Origin of the sequence: Allomesorhizobium aridi, assembly GCF_043769475.1 — a bacterium.
Classification (GTDB): domain Bacteria; phylum Pseudomonadota; class Alphaproteobacteria; order Rhizobiales; family Rhizobiaceae; genus Allomesorhizobium.
The window spans coordinates 182,804-199,403 of the sequence record NZ_CP171729.1 but is presented as its reverse complement, the minus strand read 5'-3'; the positions used below and the strand labels follow the sequence as shown (position 1 = coordinate 199,403).

15 protein-coding genes are annotated in these 16,600 nt (G+C 58.4%); 14 read left to right on the top strand and 1 reads right to left on the bottom strand.

Going from position 1 to position 16,600, the window contains the following annotated elements:
- The first annotated feature begins 6 nt into the window (after window positions 1-6).
- The 12 genes from sctJ (at window position 7) to ACG873_RS02775 (ending at window position 10,385) form a co-directional block, all read left to right on the top strand.
- Complete coding sequence (gene sctJ / locus ACG873_RS02830) at window positions 7-867, top strand: type III secretion system inner membrane ring lipoprotein SctJ (protein ID WP_394890335.1); 861 nt, start codon at window positions 7-9, stop codon at window positions 865-867.
- A 203-nt stretch (window positions 868-1,070) separates the two neighbouring features.
- A complete protein-coding gene (locus tag ACG873_RS02825; protein WP_394890334.1) occupies window positions 1,071-1,508 on the top strand; it encodes a hypothetical protein in 438 nt (145 codons plus the stop codon).
- A complete protein-coding gene (gene sctL / locus ACG873_RS02820; protein ID WP_394890333.1) occupies window positions 1,505-2,128 on the top strand; it encodes a type III secretion system stator protein SctL in 624 nt (207 codons plus the stop codon). The genes ACG873_RS02825 and sctL overlap by 4 nt, the downstream gene beginning before the upstream one ends.
- Entirely contained in the window at window positions 2,125-3,483 is a 1,359-nt protein-coding gene (sctN, locus tag ACG873_RS02815; RefSeq protein ID WP_394890332.1) for a type III secretion system ATPase SctN, read from the top strand. The genes sctL and sctN overlap by 4 nt, the downstream gene beginning before the upstream one ends.
- Complete coding sequence (locus ACG873_RS02810) at window positions 3,459-3,995, top strand: hypothetical protein (RefSeq protein ID WP_394890331.1); 537 nt, start codon at window positions 3,459-3,461, stop codon at window positions 3,993-3,995. Before sctN ends, ACG873_RS02810 begins: the two co-directional genes overlap by 25 nt.
- 252 nt (window positions 3,996-4,247) lie before the next feature.
- The gene (gene sctQ / locus ACG873_RS02805) at window positions 4,248-5,087 is read left to right on the top strand and encodes a type III secretion system cytoplasmic ring protein SctQ (RefSeq protein ID WP_394890330.1); all 840 of its coding nucleotides are present in this window, start codon (window positions 4,248-4,250) and stop codon (window positions 5,085-5,087) included.
- Complete coding sequence (gene sctR, locus ACG873_RS02800) at window positions 5,080-5,745, top strand: type III secretion system export apparatus subunit SctR (protein ID WP_394890329.1); 666 nt, start codon at window positions 5,080-5,082, stop codon at window positions 5,743-5,745. Before sctQ ends, sctR begins: the two co-directional genes overlap by 8 nt.
- A 29-nt stretch (window positions 5,746-5,774) precedes the next feature.
- A complete protein-coding gene (locus tag ACG873_RS02795) occupies window positions 5,775-6,023 on the top strand; it encodes an EscS/YscS/HrcS family type III secretion system export apparatus protein (protein WP_394893323.1) in 249 nt (82 codons plus the stop codon).
- Window positions 6,024-6,031: 8 nt separating this feature from the next.
- Window positions 6,032-6,850 (top strand): type III secretion system export apparatus subunit SctT, encoded by an 819-nt coding sequence (sctT, locus tag ACG873_RS02790; RefSeq protein WP_394890327.1) that lies wholly within the window; start codon window positions 6,032-6,034, stop codon window positions 6,848-6,850.
- Window positions 6,847-7,884: an EscU/YscU/HrcU family type III secretion system export apparatus switch protein gene (locus tag ACG873_RS02785; protein ID WP_394890326.1), complete on the top strand. Its 1,038-nt coding sequence runs from the start codon at window positions 6,847-6,849 to the stop codon at window positions 7,882-7,884. Before sctT ends, ACG873_RS02785 begins: the two co-directional genes overlap by 4 nt.
- A 129-nt stretch (window positions 7,885-8,013) precedes the next feature.
- A complete protein-coding gene (locus ACG873_RS02780) occupies window positions 8,014-8,334 on the top strand; it encodes a hypothetical protein (protein WP_394890325.1) in 321 nt (106 codons plus the stop codon).
- Window positions 8,335-9,797: 1,463 nt separating this feature from the next.
- Window positions 9,798-10,385 (top strand): effector protein NopP, encoded by a 588-nt coding sequence (locus ACG873_RS02775; RefSeq protein WP_394890324.1) that lies wholly within the window; start codon window positions 9,798-9,800, stop codon window positions 10,383-10,385.
- A 773-nt stretch (window positions 10,386-11,158) separates the two neighbouring features.
- Here the strand turns inward: ACG873_RS02775 and ACG873_RS02770 are convergent.
- A complete protein-coding gene (locus ACG873_RS02770; protein ID WP_394890323.1) occupies window positions 11,159-13,549 on the bottom strand; it encodes a hypothetical protein in 2,391 nt (796 codons plus the stop codon).
- Between the two features lie 1,219 nt (window positions 13,550-14,768).
- On the opposite strand from ACG873_RS02770, the gene ACG873_RS02765 reads away from it, so the two are divergent.
- Window positions 14,769-15,068: a nodulation protein NopC gene (locus ACG873_RS02765; RefSeq protein ID WP_394890322.1), complete on the top strand. Its 300-nt coding sequence runs from the start codon at window positions 14,769-14,771 to the stop codon at window positions 15,066-15,068.
- Between the two features lie 407 nt (window positions 15,069-15,475).
- Window positions 15,476-16,366 carry a hypothetical protein gene (locus ACG873_RS02760; RefSeq protein WP_394893321.1) on the top strand — a complete coding sequence of 297 codons (891 nt, stop codon included), beginning with the start codon at window positions 15,476-15,478 and terminating at the stop codon, window positions 16,364-16,366.
- The last annotated feature ends 234 nt before the right edge of the window (window positions 16,367-16,600 follow it).

Here is a 16,600-nt window from a genome sequence, read left to right as displayed (position 1 = left end):
GCGCGCATGATTGGCGTAGCCGAGGAAATCATGCGTGGCACGTCTGGTCGGCGATCGCTTCGTCTGGTCGTGCCACTTCTCGTAGCTCTCAGTGGTTGCAAGGTCGACCTCTACACGCAACTGCAGGAGCGCGAGGCGAATGAGATGCTCGCCCTTCTGATAGACAACGGCGTTGCTGCGACCCGGGTGGCTGCCAAAGATGGGACCAGCACGATCCAGGTTGACGAAAAGCTGCTTGCTTTCTCAATCAACCTACTGAACGGCAAGGGTTTGCCGCGCCAGTCCTTCAAGAACCTCGGCGAGATATTCGACGGATCAGGCCTGATTGCCTCGCCAACTGAGGAGCGTGCCCGTTACGTGTATGCACTGAGCGAAGAGTTGTCGCGCACGATCAGCGATATCGATGGCGTGTTCTCTGTTCGTGTTCATGTGGTTCTGCCGCATACCGATCTTTTGCGAGCAGGCGCCACGCCATCCTCGGCCTCGGTTTTTATCAGGCACGACGCCAAAGCAAATCTCTCCGTTCTGCTGCCGAAGATAAAGATGCTCGTGGCCGACAGCATCGAAGGGTTGTCCTACGACAAGGTAGAGGTGGTTTTGGTGCCGGTGGAGCGGTTCGCGCCTGAGCAACGGTCCATGCCGGCGACTGTTTTGGCCCAAACGTCCAGGCCCGTTCCAGCGCCACTTCTGGCAACCGTAATCGGTATTGCCGCAGCTGTATTCGCAGTGGCGTCCTATCTCTTAGCCAGTGCTCTTAGCCGGCGGCGTAGGCAAAAATCAGGCGAACTTTCCAAGGTCGAGCGGCAGGCGGATGTTTCCGCTGTCGAGACCATTCGCAAAAAGACACTGGCGATAGCGCGTAAGTGACATGTCAATGCCAATGCCGATACACACCGCCCAACCTGATGATTCGTTCCAATTGCCTTCCTTGGGCCGGAGCGAGCTTGCTGCTTCGGCCCATCCTACTCGTCTTGCCGCGCGTCTTGATCCGGCCTTATCGGCTGCGACGTTAGCGCAGTTGCAGAAGTGCCCCAGACTGCAGCTAAGACTGACAGAATTGCTGCTTGACAATGACCTGGATCTCGAACCGCATCGACTGGGGGCCGGACCTTCTGCGCGGGAATGATCCGCATCGGGCTGCCCTCCTTGCAGGTAGTATATGGCATGCCCGTTCGCTGCTTAAGCTTGTCTCTCAGCCTGACCTCACCGTGCTTATTGGATATATCGGCGCTGATGCGCACGCATTTGGAATCCGACATCTGGCGCATGCGATTGAGAACAGATTGATCGCTGACCCGGAAAAACTCGCGCAGCAAATCGAACGCGATGGACATGCCTGTCTTGGTGCTTGGCTCCATGACAGGCCAGTGATGGAGCGTGACCGCGTGCTTCTGCGGTTGCCCGTGGGGACCGCCGCCGAGAATCCACAGCCTGAGCACGTGAACGCCTCAGGCCGGTTGTTCTCGCTTGTAGTAGCCCATTATGAGACGGAGAACCCGCTGATATGACAGCCGACATTTCCGTGGCGCCGATCGCGCCGCAGATGCGCCCAGTTGGGCCACTGATTCCGGCGAGCGAGCTCGAAATCTGGAATAGCGCCGCAGAAGCGCGTGCTGCCGCAGAACGGCATCAGCAGCGGGTTCGCGGCTGGGCACGCGCCGCTTATCAGCGTGAGTTGGCGCGCGGCCATACCGAGGGCTTGAATGCAGGCGCCGAGGAAATGGCACGGCTGATTGCGGAGGCAGTCTCCGAAGTCGCGCGACGAAAGGCGGTTCTGGAGCAGGAATTGCCGCAGCTCGTGATGGAGATATTAAGCGATCTCGTGGGAGCTTTCGATCCGGGCGAGCTATTGGTGATGGCTGTTCGTCACGCCATTGAGCGCCAATACAGCGGCGCGGAAGTTTGTCTTCATGTGTGTCCGATGCAAGTGGACATGCTTGCGCGAGAGTTCGCTGGATACGACGGACAGGATGGTCGGCCGAGGGTTCGGATCGAACCAGATCCGACGTTGTCACCGCAACGATGCGTGCTGTGGAGCGAGTACGGCAATGTCGATCTGGGGCTTGATGCGCAGATGCGCGTGTTGCGCCTCGGCTTCGGGCCGCTTTCTGCAAAAGGCGAACTGTGACCACGCCGGTATCAGAAAACAATAACGACGCTGCCATCCGGGCTCCCGATCCAGCGATCTCGTCTTTGAGAGCTGCGGCAAAGCGACTCGATACGCGCGTCGTGCGCGGCAGGATCACGCGGGCTGTCGGCACACTGGTCCATGCCGTCATGCCGGACACTCGCATTGGAGAACTTTGCCTACTACAGGATCCGCGAACCGGACTGTCGCTCGAAGCCGAGGTGATCGGCCTGTTGGATGATGGCGTATTGCTGACGCCGATCGGTGACTTGGTAGGCCTGTCCAGCCGCGCGGAAGTCGTGGCCACTGGACGAATGCGTGAAGTACCGGTCGGCGGCGATTTGCTCGGCCGCGTGATTGACAGTCGTTGCCGTCCCCTGGACGGCAAAGGCCAGATCAAAACCGCCGAAACTCGCCCGCTGCACGGCAAAGCCCCCAATCCAATGACACGGCGCATGATTGAGCGGCCATTCCCGCTCGGGGTCCGTGCCCTGGATGGTCTCCTGACGTGCGGCGAGGGCCAGCGGATCGGGATCTACGGCGAGCCAGGTTGTGGCAAGTCGACGTTATTGTCACAGATCGTAAAAGGCGCCGCCGCTGACGTTGTCATAGTCGCGCTCATAGGCGAACGGGGACGTGAAGTTCGTGAATTCATCGAGAGGCACCTTGGCGAGGAGGGCCTTCGCCGTACGGTCGTTGTTGTTGAAACGTCCGACCGCTCGGCGGTTGAGCGGGCGCAATGTGCTCCGATGGCGACAGCACTCGCGGAATATTTTCGCGAACAAGGGCTACGCGTTGCTCTCATGCTGGACTCGCTGACACGCTTCTGCCGCGCCATGCGCGAAATAGGCCTTGCTGCGGGTGAGCCGCCGACGCGACGGGGCTTTCCGCCTTCCGTTTTTGGCATGCTGCCAGGCCTGCTGGAGCGCGCCGGGATGGGTGAACGTGGCTCAATCACGGCTTTCTATACCGTGCTTGTGGAAGGCGATGGCACGGGTGATCCAATCGCCGAAGAATCGCGCGGCATTCTCGATGGCCATGTCATCCTCTCACGCGTTATTGCGGCGCGATCGCATTTCCCCGCTATCGATGTGCTGCAGAGTCGCAGTCGCGTAATGGACGCGGTCGTTTCGGGGACACATCGCAAGGCAGCATCCTTTTTCCGTGAACTCCTCTCGCGCTATGCCGAGACCGAGTTTTTGATCAATGTCGGCGAATACAAGGAAGGCGGCGATCCCCTGACGGACCGGGCTGTCGCGTCAATCGATGAGCTGAGGGAGTTTTTGCGCCAGAGCGAAGACGAGGCGTCAGGGTTTGAGGAGACGGTCGCATGGATGTCGCGTCTGACCGCGTGAATTATGTTCAGGCGTCGAGGTTGCGGCTCCTGAAGGAAATGCAAGAGCGTCGTGCCCTTCGTGAGCTGTCCAAGATGGAAGCGCAGCGCCATATGGCCACCTCAGCCGCACAGAATGCCTCCCGAGAGCTTGCAATGGCACAGCAACATTGCTCAACGGCTCAAGCAGCGCTCTACCAGGGTCTGATGACGCTCGAAAACTTATCTAGCGCCGCGCTCGACCGTCACCACCTCCATATTGAGCAGCTTGCGGCTGAGGTCACTTTCAGACGCCAGATGCTTGATAGTGCGCGCATCACTCAGGAAAGGGCCGAGATAGCGGCCTCCGAGACGCGGGACCTATGGGTCATATGTTCGGCGGCAACGCACAAATGGAAACAAATCGAGGACGACGTCCGGCGCGCCGTCGAGGTTCATTCGGAGGTCGCAGGCGAGATCGAGGCCGACGATGAGATACTGCTTCGGTATGGGAGGGGTCCGCTTGTCCAGATGTCGCGCAATCAGATCCGATAACCCGCAGGTCCTCGGCGTGGCACAATCGTGCAATCTTTGGTAACCGCTCTGGTGAGACCCACTATATTTGAACCAGCGCTGCCACTGTCCCACGAGGTCGTCTCGTGGCTCAATGACACAGCGGCTTCCCGCAGGCCGTTTCAGAGCCGGATTAACGACGTGCCGCTATCGGTGCGTATGGCAGGGCTTGTCTGGCAAGAGACATCTGCCGACGTTCCAATGCTTGACTGCATTTGGATGATCGGAGCTGAGATGGTCGTCCTGTCGATATCGCGGCCGCTTGTAGAGGGGCTCATCGCAACAGTGCAGAATGGCTTGACTTTCCCTTCCGAGCCAACTGCTTCGCTCATTCTGGAACTTGCACTTGAGCCGTTAGTCGCTCGACTGGAGGATAAGACGCAGTTGAACGTGCAACTCGTGCGCGTGTGTGAAGCCATGACACTGGCGCCTTATCTCGAACTGGATATCGTCTTGGGCCCGGTCAGTGGCGCGGGTCGTCTGTTCCTGTTCACGCCTCTTGACGGCTTGGTGCCGTCTGCGTTTCGCGCGTTAGGCGAACTGCTTGGCCAGTTACCGCGACAGGCGCGCGGGTTATCTCCCGACCTCCCGATAGTGGTTGCAGGAGAGATCGGCACGCTGCGCGTTCCTGCGGCGCTTCTTCGAAAGGCATGTGTCGGTGATGCTCTGTTGCCGGACATGGCGCCGTTCGGCCGCGGCGAGATCACCCTATCTTTCGGCCGGTTGTGGGCCGGTGCAGATCTTGAGGGCGACCAGCTAATCCTGCGGGGGCCTTTCCGCCCGCGATCATGTCCTTTGGAGAATGCGTATATGACACAACTCGGATCACAACCAGGGCTGACGGAGGAACTCGACGATGTCGAGATCGTGCTTGTCTTTGAATGCGGCCGCTGGCCTATTTCTCTAGGCGAACTAAGAAGTGCCGGCGAAGGGCATGTTTTCGAACTTGGACGCCCGATGGATGGTCCGGTCGACATACTTGCCAACGGTCAGCGTATCGGGCGTGGCGACATCGTGCGCATAGGAGATACGCTGGGCATCAGGCTGCGTGGCGGGTTGGCATGCAATGACTGAGATTCAGCCGACAATCCTGGCGCTCCTTGCGGTTACTGCCGGACTGGGTCTGCTGGTTTTAGCGGTTGTGACAACTACGGCCTTTGTAAAGGTGTCGGTTGTTCTTTTCCTCGTCCGCAACGCGCTCGGGACGCAGACGATACCACCTAACATAGTGCTGTACGCCGTGGCATTGATCCTCACCATGTTCGTTAGCGCGCCTCTTGTTGAACAGACCTATGATCGGATGACCGATCCGACCCTACGTTATCAGACATTGGATGACTGGGTAACCGCCGCCAAATCGGGGAGCGAGCCCCTGCGCGATCATCTCAAGAAGTTTACAAATGAAGAGCAGCGACAATTTTTTCTCTCGTCGACTGAAAAAGTCTGGCCAGAGGAAATGCGGGCCACGACCACAGCTGATGATCTATCCATTCTTGCGCCATCTTTTCTAATTTCAGAACTAAAGCGCGCTTTTGAGATCGGATTTCTTCTTTATCTTCCTTTTATCGCTATCGATCTTATTGTGACGACAATTTTGATGGCAATGGGTATGTCTATGGTATCCCCAACGCTTATATCTGTCCCTTTCAAACTCTTCGTGTTCGTCGCTATTGATGGCTGGTCGAAATTGATGCACGGACTTGTGTTGAGTTACACCATACCGGGAGGTTGATTATCGCTGAATCCAGTATTGTCACTCTTATGAGTCAATCGTTGGTGGTTTTCATGATCTGGATTCTACCACCGCTCATTGCATCGGTAATTGTTGGCCTGGTCATTGGCATCATCCAGGCGGCAACGCAGATCCAGGATGAAAGCTTGCCACTCACCGTGAAGCTTTTGGTTGTTGTCGCGGTGATTGGCCTGTTTGCTCCTGTGCTGAGCGCCCCGTTGATAGAGCTAACCAACCAAATCTTTACCGAGTTTCCCGCCATGACACTTAGCTACTAGTCTCTGCCATGCATGCGTCACCGGCCGAGCTTCAAATCCTGATCCATACGGCTATCGAACTCGTCGTTGCAGCCGGTCTCGGCGCGGCGCGCGCGATAGGCATTATGCTGATCCTACCTGTATTTACACGGTCTCAGACGGATGGGCTGATCCGCGGCTGCTTGGCTGTCGCCTTCGGATTGCCATGCCTGGCACACGTCAGCGGCGGGTTGCAGGCACTGGATCCTGAAACACGTCTGATCCAGGTAACTCTGCTCGGATTGAAGGAGATTTTTGTCGGCGCACTACTTGGCACTTTTTTTGGCATTCCCTTATGGGGCCTTCAGGCGGCCGGTGAGTTTATCGACAACCAACGCGGCATTACCAACCCGTCCGCTCCGACCGACCCCGCTACGAACAGTCAGGCTTCCGCTATGGGCGTCTGTCTCGGGATCACTGCGACTACCATCTTCGTCGCATCAGGGGGTCTGGAAACTGTGATGAGCGGTCTTTATGGTAGCTACTTGATCTGGCCCGTGTATCGGTTTCACCCTACATTGAGCACGCAAGGAGCAATGGAGATATTAAGGCTCCTCGATCAGATTATGCGCATGGCTTTATTGGTGTCAGGGCCCATCGTGTTCTTTATGATGCTGATTGATGTATCCATGATGCTACTGCGTCGCTTTGCGCCGCAATTCAAATCGAGTCAACTGTCCCCGGCGATCAAGAATCTTGTCTTTCCGATTCTCATGGTCACCTACGCTGGCTATCTGGTAGAGGGTATGAAACTGGAGATCACACAAGCGAATGGCGCGCTCGAGTGGTTCGATAAGTTGCTGAAATGAGCGACACGAGTGAAGAGAAGACACGCGACGCCACCCCCAAGAAGCTAGACGACGCGCGCAAAAAAGGGCAGCTGCCACGTAGCTCCGATTTCGTTCGGGCGTTCGGCACTTGCGCTGGGCTCGGATACCTATGGCTAAGAAGCAGCGTGATCGAAGACAAATGCCGCGAAGCGCTGCTATTTGCCGACAAGCTGCAGAACCTGCCTTTCGATGTCGCGGTCCGGCAGGCGGTGGTTGTGCTCGTCGAACTCACGGTGACAACTGTTGGCCCGCTGCTTGGAACCCTCGTCGCGGCGGCGATTTTGGCCAGCTTGTTAGCCAATGGTGGATTTGTTTTCTCTCTCGAGCCAATGAAGCCCACCTTTGAGAAAATCGATCCTTTTAAAGGGCTGAAGCGCTTGGTGTCTGCGCGTTCCATAGTCGAACTTGGCAAGACCCTGTTTAAGGTATTCGTTCTCAGCGCAACCTTTTCCCTTTGCCTTCTCGGCATGTGGAAGCCGATGGTCTATCTGCCGGTCTGCGGCATGGGGTGTCTGGGCCTTGTCGTTGCAGAGGCAAAACTGCTGATCGGAATTGGCGCCGGCGCACTTCTGGTCGCCGGCCTGATCGATCTCCTGTTGCAGCGTGCGTTGTTTCTGCGCGAAATGCGGATGACCCAGACTGAAGTCACGCGCGAGGTAAAGGATCAGCAAGGGGCGCCCGAGTTGAAGGGTGAACGACGTCGCATACGCGACGAGGCAGCTGACGAGCCTCCCCTTGGTGTGCATCGCGCCACGCTGGTCTTCAAAGGAAGGGCGATACTGGTCGGTCTGCGCTACGTTCGTGGTGAGACCGGGGTGCCGGTCCTGGTTTGCCGCGCCGAAGGCGAGCGCGTTTCACACCTGCTGAGCGAGGCGCGGGCGCTAGGTCTCGAAATTGTGGATAACCATGTCCTAGCGCATCAGCTCATCAGCAAAGCGAAATTGGGCAACCCTGTTCCTGGGCAATATTTCGAGCCCGTGGCGAGAGCACTCTTCGCCGCAGGCTTGGCTTAGCTGTGGGCCTCTATGGTCGCCCCGCAATGCAAGAGGCTAATGACCTTTTCGACGTGTGATCGAGTGGATCTTGCCCGAGGGCGTTACGTCGGACATTTCCTAGCCTGAAATTCATGCGAGTCGGCGGATGTGGCGCAAGCCATTGAAACGACGCAGGATTTGGTGGCTTACGCCGATCCGCGCCATTTCCTGGAGACCACACCCGCCATGAATGGTCCTACGCTGCCGCTGACCGGTTGTCATCTGTTGGCGGCAAGCTGTCGTCATGTGTTTCGACGGCGGCATGCTGTGTCCCGAAACAACCCGCTGACCTCAGCCCGCAAGCCCTCGCCTTCTATCGCGACGGATCACCGCCTGCGCCTGATGAGGCTTGGGAAACGCACCGCAAAGGCAACCAGATCGCCGCTTCAGGCCCCCCGAAAGCTCATCGCCGTGCAGCAAGCGGGCTAGGCCGGTCATCGGCGTGTCAAGTTCCATGACCGATCTCCGAGCACGCCGGCTTTTTTGGCTCCAGCCGGTTTTCTGTTCGAGGCTGTTCGATCTCGCGATCTCGCGCCATTCGCCCCGCAGTTGCGGCGCGGCGATCAGTATGAGATCTGCATTGCCTCAGCGAGGAGTGCTCCCGAGCAACTCTGCCGTTGCCTCGCCTGGATGTTTCCCATGGTCGCGGCCCGTCACTCCGACATTGCCTGGAAGGCCGGTGCTGACGAAGTTGGGCCGACAGTGTGCGCAGAAGGAGACTGGGATATTTCTCCGGATAGTCCCACTGCAGTCGCGCCAGCAATTCCCGGCTCGTTTGCCACGGCCCTTCTTTCAACCATCCATGTAGCTCTTGGGCGAGCCTCACAAATGGATCAGGTACGACGCCGATCCAGCCTCTGTTTTGGTTTCGGCTTCGCAGTAGGTCGTGTTTCGCTCTCCCTCAATGCGGTTCGCAAGCCTGGAAGGAACTCATCGAGTGCCGGGTCGGACACCACGGAATCTGATGTGGGCAATCGATCGGCTGATGCCATAAGCCGCTGTTGGGCGGTTCGCATGTCGCTCAGCAGTCTGACAGGATCCAACTGCGCCGCTGTCTGCGGATTCTCCATCAACCGCTGGCAGGATGTTACCGGAGCAGGCCAACTCCCGGCATGTCTACAGCCGGATTCGGTCTGTGTCACGAGCTTCCGGAACTGTGATATTGGCTTCATCGCTCGGTATTCCACTGCAAATCAGTCGATAAGGTCCTGGCATTCGTGGCCAGTTCGGCAAATTGCTAGTTGGTCCGCCGCGAAGGACTGCTGTCATGCCTATCGGGAGAGCTTCTGCGCATCTCGGGCGCTATTGGCGGCGGGCGCAAGGGAACGGCTGCGAACTCGGCGGCTCGATCCGCAACCGTGGCTTGGCGACGTTCTCGCTCGCCGCTTGGCATGCTAATCGCGAAGCTGGAGCAGTGCTCCCTTGGAACGGCAGCCAGCAAGACCCGAAAAGTTAGGCGACCTGACCCGGGGCCTTGGCCGTCCGCCGCAGGTCGCAGCCTGATTTCAACAAACGCTAACGGCTGTTCGAATTTTCGTCTGCATCAGGAGAACGCCTTCGTCAGCTAGTCGTCAGCCAAACCGACTACCTAGGGCTGTGGCGCCACACCAGCCTCAACCTAATGCTAAACACAGGAGTGCAATATTATGTATGGTCGAATTGGTGGCTCGTCCGATAGCCACTACACGCGTAGTGCCAACGGGCAAACGGATTCACAAATTCAACAGTTCGCGGACACGTTTGCCCGCATGGACCTAGCTGGATCAGATTCCAGCGGCGGCTCATCGTCGCGGGCTACGCAAGCGTATTCCCTTCAACCCAGATCTCCGGTGGTAGAGATCGACAGGTCTTCCTTCAGAAGCGAGGTGAGGCAATTTCATGGCGAAAAAATCATGCACATCGCCGACAATCCGCAAGAGTATTCGGAATTCGTATCCTCACGGGCAAGACGCACTGCGGACGTTGCTAAGCAATACGGCGTGCGTCGCGATACGAAGCACGCGCGATATTTCAGCTACCAATTGGGAGACCAGAGTGCCGGACTGATGAGAACGGAAGGCGGATTCAGCATGGCTGAGTTCGAATCCGATAATTGGCGGGAACAATTTCCTGGCCGAACTAAGATCACGTCCATAGTGGATCTTCAGGTCGCTCATCCGCTCGTCGAGAATGCAGGCGATATTCTGCTGGAGCATCAACTTCGGATGGACGGCGAACGGCCGTTGCTGAATTGGCGTGCGGCTAATCCAGAAGCACAAGCCCGCGCAGCGACGATGGGGTTTGTTGAGGTGGGTGATGGCGACATGGTCCTTGACCCTACCCAGCATCCTGAAAAGTGGACTAAGAACAGTGCCGGTGAATGGCAGCGTGCAGACAAACCGCCGCTCTATCTTTGCAAAACTGAGGATAGCGAGAGCAGCAGCGATGTCGAGAGCTCACCAAGTTCACCCAGATACTCGTACGAGGATGACTTCATGTGACCAGCGGGCGCGGCCGGCCCTTGCAACCGTTGCCGTGCGCTCGGTCGCTATGAATATTTGAATCCGAGTACTCTTGTGGATCGTCGGCGGTGGTTCGATTCGTCGCCGTAAAAACCCCTCCGGTGCGGATGGCCTGGTTCCAGCACCTGCCCCCGCACCAGCGGAGACGCAGCATTCCAGCCCAGCTCGCCCGGAGGATGAACTGCGGCATGAATGCAGATAGCGGCTGCAGCAGCCGAGCGAATCGCAGTCGGGACGGGATACCGCCTCTTCACGGTCAGAACCGGGCTGGTGTCAGCCCTCCCGAACCGTCTTCCCCGGACAACACACCATTGGCGAGTTTGGATCCGCTGAAGCCGGCGAACCGGATCGGTTGGCCTGCTCCGCGCTCGTCACGGGACGATCTTCCGGATTGATTTCGGAGCGAGCCGGACGACGGCGGAGAGCGCTGTCACGTCTAAACTCAGATAACGTGGCAGCGCCGCTCGGCCTCTTTGCCCTAGTTCAGTTGCGTGACCGGCAACTTGAGCACATCGCGGCATTTCCATTTTGGCTCAAGACGAAAATGCTTCAATTTAGTCGTCTGGCACCACAAGTCCTGGGCCCCATAAGCGCATACTCGCGAGATGCCTCGGCTTTGGTGAACAGCCCGTCTGGCACCACAACTCATGGGGCGCCACAAGCGGCATGCTCGCGAGATGCCTACCTAGCGGTCTTGGCGAACAGCCTGCGGAAGTTGCCGCCTCGGGAACCAGATGGACGTGCATGGCCCCCTACGTGGTCAACAAGGACTTGCAGAACGCGGGGGTGAGCTTGCCGCGGTGGATCATGGCGTTGTCGTGCCCCCATGCAGCCCGGCGGTCCTGCCACTGCCGATTGTGGCCGCGCTGTTCATCGGACTTGACGTGGCAAGCCGCGAAGTCCGCATCATCCAGCATTGGCAACTGCCCAGTATGTACCGGCCGGTTCGTATGGATGTGCACCCACACCGGATTCGGCGTTGCACCATTGCGCAGTGCCGTGGGCTGCAGCCTGATCTCGAACAGCGACCCTGGCTCCCCTGATTTCACCTTCAACGCGCGCGGTCGATCCTCGGCCTTCAACTGCCCGGCCGCCCGCAAGTGCTCAAGGTACTTCTGCGACGGAAATGCATAGGTCTTCATGCATTCGATCGTCATAATCTCCTTTTGCTGGGTCAAAGTCTTGGCGAGTCCCTTCGCCTGGCTCAACATGTCTTTGAGGTGGGCTGTTTTCTCGTTCACTTTGGGTACCTGCGTAGACGGCAGTAGCAGGCGTAGACGAAAATCCTCCAATGCGGCAAGACAGGCCTGCATCTCGGTGGCTTGCGTTTGCAGGCGCTCAACCACGGTGTCGACGGCGTGTTCGACGTCCTCGGGTTTCATCTGGAGCGCTTGCGAGATGGTTCTTTGCTGACCAGCCAGATCGAACTGCAAAAGTTCGTCCAACCGCTCGAGTCGTGGCGTCAGGGCCTTCGGGGACGCCGGGGCCTGCCAGATCGCCAACTTTTCTGCCGCCGCCGACGCACTCTTCTGCGCGTCCTCCGCGCTCACGAGCTTCTTCGTACCCAGATCCGAGCGTACGAGCACCTTGGGTGCTGGCGCAGGGTCGCTGACGGCCGCAGCGACTTGCGGCTCGGGCCGCCCGGCCGCCGAACTCCCAGCGCCAGCGGCCGGCTTGTCCTTGCCTTTCCCTTTCTTGCGCGTTGCGGCGCCTTCGGCCATTGCAGCCTTGCCGGCAGTTTCGGCCGGTATCGCAGCGCCAGCGTCTTCGGCCGGTATCGCCGCGCCAGCGTCGGCCGGCAGTGCAACGGCTGGCGGCTTTGGCTGCAGTTCCAGGTAGTGCATGACATCGTGCGCAATGATCCACGCGCCCTCCACGATCTGGCTCAACAGTTCCAATGGCAGGCCGGCATCTGTTTGGTGATCGTTTAGTTTGGTCCGGATGACCTGGAACGCCGACGCAAATTCCGAAAGCCGCTCCATGACTCCTTCCAAAACGGCGCAGTGCTCTGCGTCGAGTGGGCGCCCTTTGTTCTTCGTTACAGCGTCGGACGCCGAGAGGAATGCCGGACCAACGTCTCCGACAAAGTCTCCCAGCAGACGCACTCGCCCATTCTCACCAATGAGCAGTTCCCTGACGGGTGCTTCAAACGTGCTCACCTGCGGCTCTATCTTAACTCGCGCGAGGCCGATCTGAGTTTGCAGATGCACGACCTTGGCATACAGTGTCCCGCCGGTGGACAGCCGCAGTCCGGCCTCTTCTCCCTGCCGCATCTCGGCTGTTGCACTTGGTAAGTTGCCAGCGGCGGCCCAGGCGAATCGCTCCCGTTCGCAGTGCCCTACCTTCTTTTCCCACCAGTCCACGCAGGCCACATGCGCCTTCACCACACTGAGATCTGCTCGGCTCAGCTGGTCCGGGGTAGCCGTGGATTGAATCATACTAAACACGTCTTTCGAAGCTTTTTGTGTTCCTTGCAATTTGTGGCTAGTCGCTTCGGCAAGGCGGCTATAGTAGTTCACCGCACCACACACGAGGTCACGGCAGCTACGGACCTGCGTGTCGTCCATAATCGTCCGCGCCACAGGCCGAGGCAGGCTCGCGTAGTACTCCAGAACTGCTGATCCTGCAGCGACGACCCGATCGAGCAGCTCTGGCGACTTCAGGTCTTGCCTGGACGCATTATAGCAAATGGTCATTTCGGTAAGCAGCCCGTGCATTCGTCGCTTTGCCTCGTTGATCTCTTCGCTTGACAGGGAAATGGGGACTGCCACACCCGAAGTTGGCGGCCGGCTGGCGACGGGTGCCAGGGCTTCACCCTCCGACATTGAGGGAAGACTGCGCCGCCGCGGACTAGCTGCACGTGGCGCGGCCGCTGCATGCCGCGCGGTGTCCATTGTTCGGTGTATGCCAACGGAGGGGCCGGACGGCCTGTCGCGTGGGGCATCGTCGACACCACGCTGCAAGGGAACGGCGGGCGTCCTTCTATCTATCCCCACAGAGCGCATCTGCTCCACGACGGCATCGAACGACTGGCCACCTTCCCCAGGCGCAAGACTTGATTGCGAGCGCGAACTGCTCGCCTCCCCCGCCCTGCCGGCTCTCTTTTCAGTCCGCGATCGCCCAGATCGGTTAATGCCCGTCATATTCCGTCTCCGATCTGGCGAGGATGTGTTGTCGATGCTGTTGGGGCTGATGTCGCTGAGCCCTCGCGTATCAAGGCTTTCATGAGTGCAATCGCGCCTCGTCAGGTTCGCCAATGCGCGTGTAGTGCGCGTCGGACAGGGCCACCAATTCACTGTACTAGGATTTGCACTGCCATCTTTCCGTTGCCGTCAGGCCGGTTAGCCACGGCAGGTCTAGATAGATCGCTTGGCTGACGAGTAGCTGACGGAGAGTTTCTTCTGGAGGCGCGAAATCCGATCTGGCTCAAGCGTTTAACCATTGATGAAAACAACCTAGGCCTACGCCGGCTCCGAAGGCGCCGGATCAGGTCGTTTGGCTTGCGAAGGCGCTGTCACTTTATCGAGGGATTACGGAGGGGACAAAGACGCGGTAGCACACGGAGTGCTCGGTTTCCAACCTGAGACAACGTTGAGGTGATTGAGACCTATGTGGCATGCAGAGCTTTGGAGCGGACAGACGTCACCCGTGCTGACACGGGCTGCCCCTGCGGCTTTCTGATCGGCTAAATTCCCGTAGGATCCGCGCGCGGCGGGCGCCCTTGGATCTCGCCGGATTCGGCGGCGAGCCTGAGCTCTTTCGTGCGACGAGAAGGAGGAGAGGTCCGTGCCCGTTCGTCCGGGCCGGAGAAGCCCAAGGTTGCTGATGTGACCTGACTGAGGTGATGCGCTCCAGCGTCCAGCGGCTAATTCAAAGTTACCGAGCCTGTTATGCTGCCATCAGGCATCGCTGGCCATCAGCAGCACTTGTCGCATGCTGGTGATGATACCGCCGGAAGTGCAGTTGCGCTGTCGACCCTGCAGCTTGCTCTGGCGCAGGTCGGTATCCGAAGACGCTCCGGCCAACAGTGCTCGGAGTTCGCCTCCCGCGCCCTGAGCCCGCCACCATGGGAAAGCTGGCAAATCTGCGTTGCGGCTCCATAAAATGGTATCGTAGCAAGGAAGCCTCGGCATTAGCGCTACGCTGGAGGAAAGTCGGGCTCCTGTCAGGCCCGATCCGGGTGGCAGAAGCGCAGTGCCCACATTTACCACTTTGCAGGAGCCCGCACCCTGCGCGATCATTATTTTCCGGTAGCCCGCTTTTTATCCAGACTCGTCAGCTTCTCGAAAGCTCCCGCTCGTAGCTTGGATGAGATTATCTGTTAGGCGTCGCCGCCAATGTAAACGGATGCAGGAGTACCTGATGGTCACAGCAATTGGGAGTGGAGGTGGCAACACCTGGTTTTCCTTGGCCCGTAAACCGAACGACCAACCCCAGCACCCGTCCAGCGGCCAACCTAACAAGCCGGTTGGCGGGAATGATGACCCTAACAGGCCCGTTGACGGGAATGATCCGGTGGCCAGTCCGACCATCTCTGGGGATAGCCAGGAAGCTCTGACTGAACTCTTCGAATCAACTCTCCGCTCCGTTGCGTTCACTATGGTGAACGATGCCATGGCTGATGCCGACGAAGCTCTAGCAGACACTGAAGAAGATGCCTGACGCTGGATGGTCCGCGCCAGGAGGTAGGTGCCGTGGTAACGGCACAGTTTGAACAGAAAGGAAAACAGTATGAGTAGAGTAGGTACAGGTATGAATGTGGCTGGTACTGGCGCTAACATGGCCGCAGACGCAGCTGCCAAATCCGCTGGGCAACTCGCTTTCCAGGCGCAAATCAGGGAGCTAACGACGATGAGCTTGGAGGCTACGCAGAGGAGTGTACTGCTGCGCACGGTTACGACCAACCTCAACACAATCAAGAAGGCGGCCGACGAACGCGTTTCGTAATGTCGCGACGGGGAGTGGTCTAGGTTGCCCCCTATCGCGTCGTTCTGTTAGCGCGACATGGGACCAAAATGAGCCGCATGGCAATTGCCGTGCGGCTTCTATCCTTGTTTGAGAGATCCTCCGTGGATGACGCCGTTTCCCTCCATTTCGAAGTGCTGTCGGGGCTCTATCGCGGACTGACCGGTAAGACTGCTCTCGCAACGAGTTTAATCGGCAGCGGCTTAGACGCCGATATGATCTTCGTCGAGCAAGGACTGGCACCGCATCATCTTCGTATAACTCTTCTTGGCGACTCGATCGAGGTCGAGGCGCTTGCAGCCGGACTCAGCATGGAGGGTAAGCGGAATATTGCCGCGGGCGAGTCCGTTGTGGTACCCCTTCCAGTCGTCATACATGCAGGCGACATGTCCATCCTCTGGTCAGTGCAGGATGCAGCGCCAGCTGGTTCGATCGGCATACCACGCCTCTCCATCTCCGTGCTCGCCTTGGTGTTACTCGGCTCGCTCGGGATCGGCGTGCTCTCGGCCATTTTCTCCTACTATGGCAACACTGGTGCATTGAGCGCCAACTCACCCGGTGTCGAACATGAGTCGAAGCTGACCAGTCACCGCTCTAACGACCAGATTGCGGAGGCAGCGGCCAAAGACCTGCAGGAGGAAGTCAATAGATCGGGCCTTCTCAATGTTAGGGTCGGCTCTGCAAAGGGTGCTGTTACCGCCGAGGGCACCGTAACGTCTGAATCGGTCGTCAGCTGGCAGAAGCTTCAACAGTGGTTCGATCATCGCGCCAAGGGCACTCTAACACTGGTCAATGGAGTGCTCATCAAAGAGGAAAAGTCGCCATCCGCAATCGCCGTTGAAGCTGTTTGGCGTGGCCCCCAACCATATCTTGTCATCGATGGCGAGAAGCATTTTGTCGGCGCCGTGCTGGACGATGGATGGATGGTCGATCGGATCGAGGACGGTCGTGTGCTACTGAGTCGTAACGGCCGCTTTGCTGCTCTCCCGTACTAGATCCGCAGGCGCTATCAAGCAGAATTGCATGGTCAGCAAAGCATCCTGCCGCGCTCGTCCTAACAAACCTGGAGTGAGTGAAATAGCTGCTGACCAGCCATCTTCGCGCCTGTCTATAGTTCTCATGCACAGCCGCTGACGGGCCGCCCATGTTGACGAGGCGCCCCTCGGACTTCGAAAGCTACGTTTCACTGCGTAGCAGCAGAGTAATTCTCAAGCGATCGTAAAGGGGGC

Coding starts and splice junctions, on each gene's coding strand:
- sctJ (WP_394890335.1), top strand. CDS start 7: ATGATTGGCGTAGCCGAGGAAATCATGCGTGGCACGTCTGGTCGGCGA.
- ACG873_RS02825 (WP_394890334.1), top strand. CDS start 1,071: ATGACCTGGATCTCGAACCGCATCGACTGGGGGCCGGACCTTCTGCGC.
- sctL (WP_394890333.1), top strand. CDS start 1,505: ATGACAGCCGACATTTCCGTGGCGCCGATCGCGCCGCAGATGCGCCCA.
- ACG873_RS02810 (WP_394890331.1), top strand. CDS start 3,459: ATGGATGTCGCGTCTGACCGCGTGAATTATGTTCAGGCGTCGAGGTTG.
- sctQ (WP_394890330.1), top strand. CDS start 4,248: ATGGTCGTCCTGTCGATATCGCGGCCGCTTGTAGAGGGGCTCATCGCA.
- sctR (WP_394890329.1), top strand. CDS start 5,080: ATGACTGAGATTCAGCCGACAATCCTGGCGCTCCTTGCGGTTACTGCC.
- ACG873_RS02795 (WP_394893323.1), top strand. CDS start 5,775: ATGAGTCAATCGTTGGTGGTTTTCATGATCTGGATTCTACCACCGCTC.
- sctT (WP_394890327.1), top strand. CDS start 6,032: ATGCATGCGTCACCGGCCGAGCTTCAAATCCTGATCCATACGGCTATC.
- ACG873_RS02785 (WP_394890326.1), top strand. CDS start 6,847: ATGAGCGACACGAGTGAAGAGAAGACACGCGACGCCACCCCCAAGAAG.
- ACG873_RS02775 (WP_394890324.1), top strand. CDS start 9,798: ATGCACATCGCCGACAATCCGCAAGAGTATTCGGAATTCGTATCCTCA.
- ACG873_RS02770 (WP_394890323.1), bottom strand. CDS start 13,549: ATGACGGGCATTAACCGATCTGGGCGATCGCGGACTGAAAAGAGAGCC.
- ACG873_RS02765 (WP_394890322.1), top strand. CDS start 14,769: ATGGTCACAGCAATTGGGAGTGGAGGTGGCAACACCTGGTTTTCCTTG.